Source organism: Nocardioides sp. URHA0032 (assembly GCF_000620645.1).
Taxonomy (GTDB): Bacteria; Actinomycetota; Actinomycetes; order Propionibacteriales; family Nocardioidaceae; genus Nocardioides.
Window position 1 is genome coordinate 46,657 of record NZ_JIAV01000002.1, and the last position, 12,788, is coordinate 59,444.

Here is a 12,788-nt window from a genome sequence, read left to right on the forward strand (position 1 = left end):
GCCGGCCGCGGTGCTCAGCGCTGCCGGAGCCGCTTCCACTCCCGGCGTACGCCGCTGCGCGGGTCCCTCCACCCGTGCCGGGTCACCACGACCATGGTGAGGGTGACGCCGGCCTCCGCGGCGGCGGTGCGGGCGGCGGCCAGCCAGGCGGCGTCGACGTCCTGGAGGTCGAGCGGCCCGGCCCGGGTCAGCCACACGAGTGGCACGGCGCCGGCCACCCGACGGCAGCGCTGCAGCATCGCGGCGAGCACGTCGGCCCGGATCGCGTGGTCGGTCGGGTCGCCCCGGGTCAGCGTGAACAGCTCCTCGGCGCCGCCCGGGAAGCCGACGTGCAGGAGGGGCGGGTAGCCGCGCCGGTGCTCGGCGCGGGCGTGGTCCAGCGCCGCGCGGCGCAGCACGGTGGCCATCGCGCGGGGGACCGGCTCCGAGATGCCCTCCACGCCCACCAGCCTGCCCCGGACCGCGGGTCCCGTGCCGCCGTCCTCCACAGGCTCCCGTCCGCTGCGGCGATCGGATACCGTGCCCGACAACTGCAGTGCTCGTCCTGGACAGGGAGGCTCGATGGGGACCGTCGTCGTGGGTTACGTGCCCAAGCCGGAGGGTGAGGCCGCGCTGAACCGGGCGGTCGAGGAGGCCAAGCTCCGGGGCGCCCGGCTCGTGGTGGTGAACTCCCGCCGCGGCGGCACCGACTTCGACGCGGACGCCTCGACCCAGGCCGAGCGCGACATGGACGCGGTGCGCAAGGTCCTCGACGGCACCGGCGTCGAGTACGACGTCCGGCAGCTGGTCCGGGGCTTCGAGCCCGCCGAGGACCTGATCAGCATCGCCGAGGCCAACGCCGCGGAGCTGATCGTGATCGGCCTGCGCCGCCGTTCGCCGGTCGGCAAGCTGATCCTCGGCAGCAACGCCCAGCGCGTGCTCCTCGACGCGCACTGCCCGGTGCTGGCGGTCAAGGCCGACTGAGCACGATGGCCACGATCCGGATCACCGGCGACGCCGCCGCCGACCAGGTCCTCACCGACGACCCGTTCGCCCTGCTGGTCGGCATGATGCTGGACCAGCAGTACCCCATGGAGCACGCGTTCCGCGGGCCGGCGAAGGTCCTGGACCGGTTCGGCACGCTGGACCCGGCCCGCATCGCCTCCGCCGACCCGGTCGAGTTCGCGGCGCTGTGCAGCACCCCGCCGGCGATCCACCGGTTCCCGGGCTCCATGGCGGCCCGCCTGCAGACGCTGGCCTCGATCGTCGAGGAGCGGTACGACGGCCACGCCGAGCGGCTCTGGACCGACGCGACGTCGGGCAAGGAGCTGCTGGCTCGGGTGATGGAGCTGCCCGGCTTCGGGAAGCAGAAGGCGCAGATCTTCGTGGCGCTGCTCGCCAAGCAGCTCGACGTCCGGCCGGACGGTTGGCAGGTCGCTGTCGGGGCGTACGCCGAGGACGGGTACCGCTCGGTCGCGGACGTCGTCGACCAGGCGTCCTTGCAGAAGGTGCGCGACTTCAAGAAGCAGAAGAAGGCCGCGGCCAAGGCCGCCCAGACCGGCTGACGCGGGCTCGTCCGCTCCGGCCGTGACCGAGGGGCGGGGGAGCTCGTCAGGACCGGTCCGGTCCGGATCGGGGGGATTGTCCGGATCTCAGGGTGAGCGTGGCAGAATGAACCCCGCGGCTCTTGACGACACCGGGATGGGCCGCGCCCGGAACTGGTTGACCGTCGTTTCACGAGAGGTGTTCGTGTCCTCGAACCCGCGCAAGATGCTCCCTGCCGAGGTGCTCACGCACCCTGCCGTCGTGGCCCTCATCGACCGAGGAGCGCCCACCGGCAGCATCACTCCCGAGGAGGTCCGGCAGGCCAGTGAGGACGCCGCTGTCGAGCCGCGCCATCTCAAGGCGCTGCTGGCCCACCTGAGCTCCGTGGGGATCTCGGTCGAGATCCCGGCGAGCACGCGCGCGGTCGCGGCGACGTCGGCCCGCAAGACCACCACCGCGAAGACCGCGGCGAAGAAGGCGCCGGCCAAGAAGGCCGCGACCGCCCCCGCCACGAAGACCGCCGCGCCGGCCAAGAAGGCCGCAGCGCCGACGAAGACCGTGGCCAAGAAGGCCGCCGCGGGAGAGCCCGCCGCCGAGGCGACCCCGGCCGCCGAGGCCGCCGCGGTCGGCCCCGACGGCAAGAAGGTCCTCCCGGACCTGCCCGACGAGCAGTTCGAGAAGGACGTCGCGACCGACCCGAGCATCGAGGAGGACGAGAAGTCCGCCACGTTCGTCGTCTCGGCCGCCGACGACACCGACGAGCCCGAGCAGCAGGTCATGGTCGCGGGCGCGACCGCCGACCCGGTCAAGGACTACCTGAAGCAGATCGGCAAGGTCCCGCTGCTGAACGCCGAGATGGAGGTCGAGCTCGCCAAGCGGATCGAGGCCGGCCTGTTCTCGGAGGAGAAGCTCGCCAAGGGCGGCAAGACCTCCGCGAAGCTCCAGGAGGAGCTGGAGTGGATCGCCGAGGACGGCCGGCGCGCGAAGAACCACCTCCTCGAGGCGAACCTCCGGCTCGTCGTCTCCCTGGCCAAGCGCTACACCGGCCGCGGCATGCTGTTCCTGGACCTGATCCAGGAGGGCAACCTCGGTCTGATCCGCGCGGTCGAGAAGTTCGACTACACCAAGGGCTACAAGTTCTCGACGTACGCCACCTGGTGGATCCGCCAGGCGATCACCCGCGCGATGGCCGACCAGGCCCGGACCATCCGGATCCCGGTGCACATGGTCGAGGTCATCAACAAGCTCGCCCGCGTGCAGCGCCAGATGCTCCAGGACCTGGGCCGCGAGCCCACCCCGGAGGAGCTCGCCAAGGAGCTCGACATGACCCCCGAGAAGGTCATCGAGGTCCAGAAGTACGGTCGCGAGCCGATCTCGCTGCACACCCCGCTCGGTGAGGACGGCGACTCCGAGTTCGGCGACCTGATCGAGGACTCCGAGGCGATCGTCCCGGCCGACGCCGTGTCGTTCACGCTGCTCCAGGAGCAGCTGCACGCCGTGCTCGACACGCTCTCCGAGCGCGAGGCCGGCGTCGTCAGCATGCGGTTCGGCCTCACCGACGGCCAGCCGAAGACGCTCGACGAGATCGGCAAGGTGTACGGCGTGACGCGCGAGCGGATCCGCCAGATCGAGTCCAAGACCATGTCGAAGCTGCGGCACCCGTCGCGCTCGCAGGTCCTGCGCGACTACCTGGACTGAGCCGGGTCGTAGCCCAGGACCCGGTAGTCCTCCGCCTGGGTGCGCAGCACGTCAGCGGAGATCTCGGGACCGGCCACGGGCAGAACCACCGGGCGTCGGTCAGCCCGTCGTGAGGTCCCGCAGCGCGCGCCGGGCGGCCAGGTGGCCGCACATCCCGTGCACGCCCGGCCCGGGCGCGGTCGACGCCGAGCACAGGTAGGCGCCGGGGGCGCCGGTCGCGTACGCCGCCCGGCGCACGAGCTGCGGCACCGTCACCGCGCCCGCGGCGATGTCGCCGCCCACGTAGTTCGGGTTGTAGGCCTCGAACCCGGCCGGATCGGTCACGTGCATCCCGACGATCCGGTCGCGGAGCCCCGGCGCGAACCGCTCGATCTGGTCCAGCACCACGCCGGTCGCGTCGCCGGCGTACGCGTGCGGGACGTGCGCGTAGGCCCAGACCGGGTGCACGTCGCCGACGGAGCGGGTCGGGTCCGCGAGGTACTGCTGCCCGACCAGCACGAACGGCCGTTGCGGCATCCGACCCTTGGCGGCGCGCGCCTCGGCGCGGGCGATCTCCTCGAACCGGCCTCCGACGTGCACGGTGCCGGCCCGGCGACAGGGCTCGGCGGTCCAGGGGACCCCGCCGCGGACGGCGAGGTCGAGCTTGTACGCCCCCATGCCGTAGCGCCACCGCGGCCGGGGCCGGCCGGCGATGTCGGCGAACGCCGTCGGCGTGGTGTCGAACAGGCTGATCCGGGCGTCGGGCAGGTCCGACATGGAGCGGACGTGCACCCCGGTGCGGATCTCGCCGCCCAGCGAGCGCAGGAGACCGGCCAGCGCGTCGGTGATGGCGCGGGAGCCGCCCTCGGCGACCGGCCAGCCGTACCGGTGGCCGGCGCCGATCATGAACGCGCCGATGGCGGCCGTCGACGGCCGGTTCAGCGGCCGGCTGATGTGGGCCGCGACGCCGGTGAACAGGGCACGCGCCGCGTCGGTGCGGAACGCCCGCGCCAGCACCGTCGCCGGCAGGGCGGCGCGCAGCCCGAAGCTGCCGAGCAGCACCGGGCGGTGCGGCAGGTGCACGATCGGCCCGAGGACGTCGGGCGCCAGGTCGTCGTACTGCTCGCTGACCGGGCCGAAGACGGCACGCCACCGGTCGCCGTCCTCGCCGAGACCGGCGGCGGTCGTCTCGAGGTCCCTGACCAGCACGCCCGCGGTGCCGTCGTCGAGGGGGTGCGCGAGGTCGACCTCGGGGAACCGCCAGACCAGGCCGTGATCCTCCAGCGGCAGGGTGCGGAAGAACGGCGAGCCGATCCCGAAGGGGTGGATCGCCGAGCAGACGTCGTGCAGCACCCCGGGCACGGTCAGCTCGGCCGTTCGGGCGCCACCGCCGGTCTCGTCGTGCGCCTCCAGCACCGTCACGGCGAGACCGTGCTGCGCCAGCGTGATCGCCGCCGCGAGCCCGTTCGGGCCTGACCCCACGACGACCGCGTCCATGCCCATCAGGTGCCCAGTCCTGGTTCCGGTACTCAGCCGGCGGCGACCAGCGCGACGGCGCCCGCGCACAGCGCGAGGCCGTAGGCCTGGGTGCGGTGGACGTGCTCGCGGAGCACGGTGGCCGCGAGGAGCACCGTGAACGCAGGGTAGAGCGAGGTGATGACCGCGGCGACGGTGAGGTACCCGTGCTGGGTGGCGACCAGGAAGAGGCCGGTGGCGGACGCGCCGAGCGCCCCGCTGAGCACGCCGCCGGCGGCGTACCGGTTCCGCGGCACCCAGCTCTCGCGCAGCAGGATCGCGACCATGACGATCGCGCCGGCCGCGATCAGCTGGTTGAGGGCGAGCGGCAGGAAGCCGGCCTCCGCGGGGATCTGGGCCAGCGCCGCGAACAGGACGCCGAAGCCGAGGCCGGCGAGCACGCCGTCCACCAGCCCCGAGCCACCGGTGGACCCAGGTGACTCGACGGGCTCCCGGGAGACCAGCCAGATCGCCGGCAGCGCGAGCAGCACCCCCAGCCAGACCAGGGCGCCCGGCCGCTCGCCGCTGACCAGGCCGACGACGACCGGGACCAGGACCGAGCCGACGCCCGAGACCGGGGCCACGACGCCCATCCGGCCGGAGGCGAGCCCGCGGTACAGGAACGCCGTGCCGAATCCGTTCGCGACGCCGGCCACCACGGCCCAGCCGAGGTCGGTCGCGGTCGGGGACCCGCCGTCGAACGCCGCGACCACCAGCACGAGCCCGGTGGCGGCGAGCTGGGTGACCAGCGCGACCGCCCAGGCCCCGCCGCGCCGGGAGAGCAGCCCGCCGCTGAAGTCGCTCAGCCCGTAGGAGAGCGCCGCGCACAGGGAGAGCAGGATGCTCACGTCGCGAGCACCCCGTACGCCCAGACCGCGGTCGCTCCCAGGGCGGCGACCAGCTCGATCACGATGCTCAGCCCCACCGCCTTGAGCGAGTGCACGGTCGACGGCCACGCCTGCCGCGACCCGACCCGGGCCAGCTCGGCCAGGTACACCCCGAGGACGAAGCCGAGGAAGAGCCCGACGACCGGGACGACGAAGAACCCGACGACCCCGACCAGCGCGCCGATCCACTGGGTCGTGGCGGGGATCCCGGCGACCTGGAGGTTGCGGCCGGGTACGACGTACTTGACGACGGCACCGGCGACCACGACGGCGGTGGCCACGGCGAAGACGGCCCACGCCGTCGGCCCGCCGACCAGCACCGCCCAGCCGAGGATGCCGGCGACCACCAGGATCGAGCCGGGCAGGACCGGCACCAGGATGCCGACCAGTCCCACGGCGATCACGAGGGCGACGATGAGCTCGGCGGCGGTCACGGGGAGAGCCTAGGCAGGTCCGGACGCACCGAGGCCCCGGACTCGCGTCCGGGGCCTCGGTGGAGGAGTCTCGGGATCAGACCTCGTCGTCGGGGGCGATGGCCCGGGTGCTCGAGAGCTTGTGGGTCTCGTCGATGACGTTGGCGGCGATCTCCTTGAGCTTGTCTCCGTGCTCGCGGGCGTGGTGGGCGCAGAAGAGCAGCTCACCGCCCGACTGGAGCTCTACGCGGAGGTAGGCCTGGGCTCCGCAACGGTCGCATCGGTCCGCGGCGCTCAGCGCGGCGGAGTTGGGGGCAACTGCAGTGGTCACATCGGCCTCATTTCTTCTACTGCCTCGGTGTCTGGCTCAACGTACTGACCGGGTCCAAGATTCCCGCTCCTTCGTGGTGCCGGACACGTCATCCAATCATGTGTCCTCTTCCCGTTCCCCGGCTTTTCCATGCAACGGATGCCCAGTTGTGAACGGGACGACATCGTCTGATGAGTGTGACGCGGGTTCGGACGCTCGCGTTGCAGATCGCGGCGCCCGAGTGCCGATCGTGTCCACATCGTGACCCTCCCCGGGTTTTCCGTGTCGCTGCGCTGGCCCTGCGTGGTGGTGCGTCGTGGTGCCGGGTGGTGCTGGTGGTGCTGCGGGGAAGTGCTTCCCACGCTAGACCCGCCCCGGGCAGGCGAGCCTTCATCGGTGTCCGGCGTGTCGCGGGTAGATTCGGTGTGCACGGCACCATCGGATTTCGTCGCAGGAGCCCCACGATCGACAACACGTACAACGCGGCACACCTCCTCGTCCTCGAGGGACTGGAGGCGGTGCGCAAGCGTCCCGGGATGTACATCGGCTCCACCGACACCCGCGGCCTCATGCACTGCCTGTGGGAGATCATCGACAACGGCGTCGACGAGGCGCTGGCGGGCGCCGCGCACCGGGTCGAGGTGACGCTCCACCCGGACGGCTCGGCCGAGGTGCACGACGACGGCCGCGGGATCCCGACCGACAAGGAGCCGAAGACCGGGCTCCCCGGCGTCGAGGTCGTGGCCACCAAGCTGCACGCCGGCGGCAAGTTCGGCGGCGGCTCGTACGTCGCCACCGGCGGCCTGCACGGCGTCGGCCTCTCGGTCGTCAACGCCCTGTCCGCCCGGATGGACATCGACGTCCAGCGTCCGCCGTCCGAGCAGGGCCTGTCCTTCCGGCACGGGGCGCCCGGGGTGTTCACCGGCGAGGGCCCGGAGGCGCCGTTCGAGCCGAGGTCGGGCCTGACCCGCAAGGGCGGCCGGGTCGCGAAGGGGAAGTCCGGCACCCGGATCCGGTTCTGGCCGGACCGCCGCATCTTCACCAAGGACGCGACGTTCCTCTACGACGACCTGATCGGTCGCGCCCGGCAGACGTCGTTCATCGTGCCCGGCCTGGAGCTGGTGATCCGCGACCTGCGCGGCCCGGACCCGGTCGAGGAGAAGTTCCGCCACGACGGCGGCATCGCGGAGTTCGCGGACTTCCTGGCGCCGGACGAGCCGGTGACCGACATCGTGCGGCTGCAGGGCGCGGACACGTTCACCGAGACCGTGCCGTTGCTCGACGACAAGGGCCACATGACGCCCCAGGAGGTCGAGCGCGAGCTGCAGGTGGACGTCGCGGTCCGCTGGGGCACCGGCTACGACACCACGCTGCGGTCGTTCGTGAACGTCATCGCCACCCCCAAGGGCGGCACCCACGTCAGCGGCTTCGACCAGGCCGTCACCCGCACGTTCAACGACGCCATGAAGGCCACGAAGGTCCTCAAGGTCAACGACGACGACGTGATCAAGGACGACGTGCTCGAGGGCATGACGGCCGTGGTCGCGGTCCGGCTCGCGGAGCCGCAGTTCGAGGGCCAGACCAAGGAGATCCTCGGCACCCCGGCCGCGCGCACCGTCGTACGCCGAGTGGTGGCGGCGGAGCTGAAGAAGTTCCTCACCTCCACCAAGCGCGCCGAGAAGGCGCAGGCCCGCCTGGTGATGGAGAAGGTCGCCGGCGCCGCCAAGACTCGGGTCGCGGCCCGCCAGCACAAGGAGACCCAGCGGCGGAAGAACGCGCTGGAGTCCTCCGCGCTGCCGTCCAAGCTCGCCGACTGCCGCGCGACCGACAACGAGCGCACCGAGCTGTTCATCGTCGAGGGCGATTCGGCGCTCGGCACCGCCAAGCTGGCCCGGAACTCCGAGTTCCAGGCGCTGCTGCCGATCCGCGGCAAGATCCTCAACGTCCAGAAGGCCTCGGTCGGCGACATGCTCAAGAACGCCGAGTGCGCCTCGATCATCCAGGTCGTCGGGGCCGGCTCCGGCCGCACCTTCGACCTCGAGGCACGGCGCTACGGCCGGATCATCTTCATGGCCGACGCGGACTCCGACGGCGCGCACATCCGCTGCCTGCTGGCCACGCTGTTCTACAAGTACATGCCCGAGCTGATCACCGAGAAGCGGGTCTACACGGCGGTGCCCCCGCTGCACCGGATCGAGCTCTCGAACCCGAAGAAGGGTATGGACAAGTACGTCTACACGTACTCCGACGACGAGCTGCAGCGCACCCTCGCCGAGCTCAAGAAGAAGAACGTGCGGTGGAAGGACCCGGTCCAGCGCTACAAGGGCCTCGGCGAGATGGACGCCGACCAGCTGGCCGAGACCACGATGGACCCGCGGCACCGCACGCTGCGCCGGCTCACGATCGACGACGCCGACGAGGCCGCGAACGTGTTCGAGCTGCTGATGGGCTCCGACGTCGCCCCGCGCAAGGAGTTCATCGTGCAGGGCGCGTACGAGGTCGACGTGGAGGCCCTGGACGCCTGAGCGTCTAGCAAGGTCGACGCGGACCGGGTCCGTGCCGAGCTCCGTCTCGGCCCGGAGCGCAGCCCGAACTCGCGCTCCTGACCCTCACAGCAGGTAACGGCTGCTCGGCCAGATCTCGGTGAGAGGGACGCCCGGGAACCGCTCGGCGACCGCGGTGTACACGCCCCGGTAGTGCTCGGCCACGGTGCGGACGGTGTCGTCGGGCAGCTCGGAGGTCTTCGGGGAGAAGTGCACGCGCTCCTCGAAGCCGGGCTCGACGTAGTCGATGCCGGCCAGCCCGCACAGCCTCAGGATCTCCTCCTCGGTGAAGAGCGTCTCGTAGAAGCCGTAGTACACGCGGTCCGGCCCGAACACGGTGTCGAGCTTGCGGATCACCTCGTCGTACGCCGTGCGGTTCGCGTACGCCGGTCGCGCGTACTGAGCCAGGACGAACTCCGCGGACCGGGTGCGGGCGGCCTCGTGGCGCTCGTACAGCCGCGCGTGCATGCGCACCTGGGACCAGATCCGCTCCACCGGGTCGCGCATCAGGAACACGGGCAGGGTGCTGATCCCGCGCCGGTCGAAGCCGGCGCGGACGGCCTCGAACCGCTCGGTGGGGAGCATGCCGTACGAGGGCGTCATGTCGGCGACCAGCCTGGTCCGCGGCGTCCGGTGCAGCAGGCCGGTGAAGTAGTCGAAGTAGAACTGCTGGTCGAGGAACATGCTCAGCCGGTGCGCCGACGTCGCCGCCAGCCGGTTGCCCGGCTCCGGGTCGGAGGTCACCTGCTCGGCGGCCCGCCCCAGCAGGCGCTTGCGGGCGACCCCCTCCGACGGCAGGTCCAGCGAGTCCAGCACGTGGTACTCCTTGCGGTACCCGTGCGTGAACTGCGGAGACGTGGCCAGGTACTGGTACAGCCACGTCGTGCCGCCCTTCTGGCAGCCCGCCCCGAGCAGGAAGGTCTTCGTCACGAGCCGAAGGGTAGTGGCGCCGTCAGACCCGCTGGTCGAGCAGCCCCGTGTCGACGTCGTAGATGAATCCGCCGATCTCGACGGTGTCGGGGACCAGCGGGTGCGAGCGGAGCTTCTGCACGTCCTCGCGCAGGGCCGCCTCCTGGTCCGCGATCACGTTGAAGGGCTGCCACGAGGCGTCCTGACCGGCGCTCGCGGCGACCCGCTCGCGGAGCTCGGCCTCGGTGTTGCTGGCGACCGCGCAGCGGGTGTGCGGGACCACGAGGATGCGGTCGACGTTGAGCAGGTGGACGCCGAGGACCAGCGCCTCCATCGCCTGGGGGGTGATCCGGCCGCCGGGGTTGCGGAAGATCTTCGCGTCGCCGGCCTTGAGGCCCAGCATCCGCAGCGGGTCGATGCGGGAGTCCATGCAGGTGACGATGGCGACGCCGGCGTGGGCGACGCCGTCGAACCCGGACAGGTCGAAGTCGGCCGCGAACTCGCGGTTGGCGGCGAGCAGGTCGTCGAAACTCACGTCTGGGGACGTTAGCCGACGCCTACCCCGCGGCGCGCAGCAGGTCGCCGGTCGAGACGGCCCGGGTCCCGGCCGACCGGAACAGCAGCAGGGCCAGGACGCCGGCGACGACCGCGCAGACGGCCGCTCCGGTGAAGACGGTGTGCTCCTGGGCGATGCCGGCGACCTTGAGGAGGTGCGTGAACTCGTCGCACCGCGAGCTCCCGCCGCACACCTCCCGCGCGGTGGGGACGTCGGCCTGCTCCTGGTAGTACCGCCGCAGGCCGATCGTGGTCAGCGCCGAGATCCCAACGAGCATCCCGACCATCCGGGACACCACGACGAACGCGCTGGCGAGGCCGTGCACGTCGTCGTCGGTGCTGGCCAGCACGGCCGCGTTGACGGGGGCGAGCGCCAGGCCGAAGCCGAACCCGCCGACCAGCAGCGGGACCGTCGCGAGGGCGCTGCCAAGGCTCTCGAAGTCCCACGTCGCCATCCAGAGGAACGCCGTCGCGGCGCAGGCCATGCCGATCGCGGTCACGACGCCGGCCGGCAAGGTGCGGGTGAGGTAGCCGCCCAGGACGGCACCCGCGGGCAGCGCGACGAGGAACCGCACCAGCACCAGCGCCGACATGAGCTGGGAGCTCGGGTACGCCGTGGTCCGGGCGAAGAGCGGGATGTCGATGAGCGCCGCGATCAGCGCCGCGCCGACGAAGAAGCTGACGAGCATGGCTCCCCAGGCCGGCGTACGACGGAGCGCGCCGGTCGGCACCAGCGGCGCCTCGGCCCGGCGCAGGTGCAGGACGAAGGCGACCGCGGCCGCCGCCGCGCCGAGGAGGTACCAGATGCCCTGGTCGGAGAAGACCTGGACCTTCGGGTCCGCGGTCGCGAACGCGAGGATCACCCCGGCCAGGGCCAGGGCCAGGAGCAGCGCACCGACCAGGTCCGCCTCTCGCACGGTCCGGGACCAGGCGGGCAGGTCGAGCAGCGGCCGCCTCGCGGTGCAGCACCGGACCACGAGGAGCAGGAACGCCGCGATCGCGGCCACCCCGAGCGGGGTCAGCCACCGGCTGTCGCCGGCCACGGGGATGAACAGCTGGCCCCAGGTCAGGTCGCGCATCAGGGCGTCGGGCTGGGTGAACACCAGGATCCCGGCGCCGAGGGCCACGAGCGCGAGGGCCAGCCCGATCCAGTCGACGCCTCGGTGCACCGCCGCTCGTCCCTCGCGACGGCGCTCGCCGACCGAGAGGGTGCGGATCGCGGCGGCGAGCACCAGCCCGACGGCGAGGTTGACCACGAAGATCACCCGCCAGTCGGCGACCGCCAGCACGAGGGCGCCGAACAGCGGGCCGAGCACGCTGCCGAGCTCCTGGACGGCGGACACCACGCCGAGCGGGACCCCGCGGCGCTGGGCCGGGTAGAGGTCGGCGACCAGGGCAAGGGTCGCGGGCACCAGGCCGCCGCCGCCGACGCCCTGGAGGAACCGACCGGCCACCAGGGTCGGCAGGTCGTAGGCGAGCGCGGTGACCAGCGAGCCGATCGCGAACACCAGCAGCGCGGCGACCAGCACCGGCACCCGGCCGCGCAGGTCGGCGATCCGACCGATCAGCGGCAGCATCGCGACGTAGCCGAGCAGGAAGCCCGAGACGATCGGCGCGGCCCGCTGGAGCTGGTCGATCGGGACGCCGGCGCTGGCCATCATGTCCGGCAGGGCGAGCACCACGACGTAGGTGTCCGCAGCCGCGAACGCCACGGCGACCGCTGCGAGCGCGAGCAGCACCCGCGGCGACCGGGTCATGGCGCCTTGATGTCCTTGTCGGTGCCGTAGTCCTCGAACGTGACCGTGTAGCTCATCGGGACGGAGTCCTGGTAGAAGACGCCGGTGAGGTGGGCCTCGCGGAGCTCGTCGTCGTCGGTGATCGTGTACGTCACGTCGAAGTCGCCGGAGGCGGTCGGGATGATGTTCTTGACGACCTGGCTGGAGACCTTGCCGGAGTACTCGGTGAGGACCTCGCTGTTGTCCTTCCCGCCGCGGACGCTGTCGCCCTTCTCGAGCGCGGTGGTGGCGCTCAGCAGCGAGGAGAAGCCGTGGTCGGGGCTCATCAGCTGCGCGGGGTCGGGGGCGCCGTAGTCGACCGGGTCGATGTCCTGCCAGCCCGAGGTCAGCGGCAGCTGCACGTAGACCTTGCGGTCGACCGCGATCACCGGCACCTCGAAGGCCTGGCCGTTCAGGACCACGGTGATCTTGCCGTCGAACGCCGGGTCGTGGGTGCCCACGCCCTGCGCGTCCTCGACCCCCGTGACGCCGTCGGGGAGGTTGTCGGTGTGCAGCGTGAGGTCCACGCCGCTGGTCTCGTCGAGGGTGGTCTTGGCCGCCGCCAGCACGTCCACGGGCGCCTCGTCGGAACCGCTGGAGCCGCCGTTGCAGGCGGACACGGACAGGAGCAGGGCGCCGGCCGCGAGGGCCGACGTCACCCGGTGGGGAGGGAGCACCCG

13 protein-coding genes are annotated in these 12,788 nt (G+C 72.1%); 4 read left to right on the plus strand and 9 right to left on the minus strand.

Annotated elements, in window-relative coordinates; translation table 11 throughout:
- Positions 1-14: 14 nt before the first annotated feature.
- Positions 15-440, minus strand: coding sequence for a hypothetical protein (locus tag N538_RS28230; protein WP_028635790.1), 426 nt, complete (start codon positions 438-440; stop codon positions 15-17).
- Between the two features lie 121 nt (positions 441-561).
- Between N538_RS28230 and N538_RS0101305 the strand changes: the two genes are divergently transcribed.
- The 3 genes from N538_RS0101305 to N538_RS0101315 all read left to right on the plus strand — a co-directional run bounded on the left by N538_RS0101305 (position 562) and on the right by N538_RS0101315 (position 3,222).
- Positions 562-963: a universal stress protein gene (locus N538_RS0101305; protein WP_028635791.1), complete on the plus strand. Its 402-nt coding sequence runs from the start codon at positions 562-564 to the stop codon at positions 961-963.
- A 5-nt stretch (positions 964-968) separates the two neighbouring features.
- Complete coding sequence (locus N538_RS0101310; protein WP_028635792.1) at positions 969-1,544, plus strand: HhH-GPD-type base excision DNA repair protein; 576 nt, start codon at positions 969-971, stop codon at positions 1,542-1,544.
- Between the two features lie 205 nt (positions 1,545-1,749).
- Positions 1,750-3,222 (plus strand): RNA polymerase sigma factor, encoded by a 1,473-nt coding sequence (locus tag N538_RS0101315; RefSeq protein ID WP_231496105.1) that lies wholly within the window; start codon positions 1,750-1,752, stop codon positions 3,220-3,222.
- Positions 3,223-3,321: 99 nt separating this feature from the next.
- Here N538_RS0101315 and N538_RS0101325 read toward each other — a convergent pair whose 3' ends face one another.
- The 4 genes from N538_RS0101325 to N538_RS0101340 all read right to left on the minus strand — a co-directional run bounded on the left by N538_RS0101325 (position 3,322) and on the right by N538_RS0101340 (position 6,347).
- Positions 3,322-4,704 carry a phytoene desaturase family protein gene (locus N538_RS0101325; protein WP_231496103.1) on the minus strand — a complete coding sequence of 461 codons (1,383 nt, stop codon included), beginning with the start codon at positions 4,702-4,704 and terminating at the stop codon, positions 3,322-3,324.
- 26 nt (positions 4,705-4,730) lie between these two features.
- On the minus strand, positions 4,731-5,564 hold the full coding sequence (locus tag N538_RS0101330) for an EamA family transporter (protein ID WP_028635795.1): 834 nt from the start codon (positions 5,562-5,564) through the stop codon (positions 4,731-4,733).
- The gene (locus N538_RS0101335; protein WP_028635796.1) at positions 5,561-6,037 is read right to left on the minus strand and encodes a DUF456 domain-containing protein; all 477 of its coding nucleotides are present in this window, start codon (positions 6,035-6,037) and stop codon (positions 5,561-5,563) included. Before N538_RS0101335 ends, N538_RS0101330 begins: the two co-directional genes overlap by 4 nt.
- A 76-nt stretch (positions 6,038-6,113) precedes the next feature.
- Positions 6,114-6,347 (minus strand): DUF7455 domain-containing protein, encoded by a 234-nt coding sequence (locus N538_RS0101340; protein ID WP_028635797.1) that lies wholly within the window; start codon positions 6,345-6,347, stop codon positions 6,114-6,116.
- Between the two features lie 515 nt (positions 6,348-6,862).
- Here N538_RS0101340 and N538_RS0101345 point away from each other — a divergent pair.
- Complete coding sequence (locus N538_RS0101345) at positions 6,863-8,851, plus strand: DNA gyrase/topoisomerase IV subunit B (RefSeq protein WP_231496106.1); 1,989 nt, start codon at positions 6,863-6,865, stop codon at positions 8,849-8,851.
- A gap of 84 nt (positions 8,852-8,935) precedes the next feature.
- On the opposite strand, the gene N538_RS0101350 is transcribed toward N538_RS0101345, so the two are convergent.
- The 4 genes from N538_RS0101350 to N538_RS23295 are packed head-to-tail and all read right to left on the minus strand — an operon-like array spanning position 8,936 to position 12,785.
- The gene (locus N538_RS0101350; RefSeq protein WP_028635799.1) at positions 8,936-9,799 is read right to left on the minus strand and encodes a sulfotransferase; all 864 of its coding nucleotides are present in this window, start codon (positions 9,797-9,799) and stop codon (positions 8,936-8,938) included.
- Between the two features lie 22 nt (positions 9,800-9,821).
- Positions 9,822-10,313, minus strand: a complete 492-nt coding sequence (locus tag N538_RS0101355) for a beta-class carbonic anhydrase (protein WP_028635800.1) — start codon at positions 10,311-10,313, stop codon at positions 9,822-9,824.
- A 22-nt stretch (positions 10,314-10,335) separates the two neighbouring features.
- Positions 10,336-12,090: an MFS transporter gene (locus tag N538_RS0101360; RefSeq protein ID WP_028635801.1), complete on the minus strand. Its 1,755-nt coding sequence runs from the start codon at positions 12,088-12,090 to the stop codon at positions 10,336-10,338.
- Positions 12,087-12,785 (minus strand): LppX_LprAFG lipoprotein, encoded by a 699-nt coding sequence (locus N538_RS23295; protein WP_197025203.1) that lies wholly within the window; start codon positions 12,783-12,785, stop codon positions 12,087-12,089. Before N538_RS23295 ends, N538_RS0101360 begins: the two co-directional genes overlap by 4 nt.
- Between the last annotated feature and the right edge of the window lie 3 nt (positions 12,786-12,788).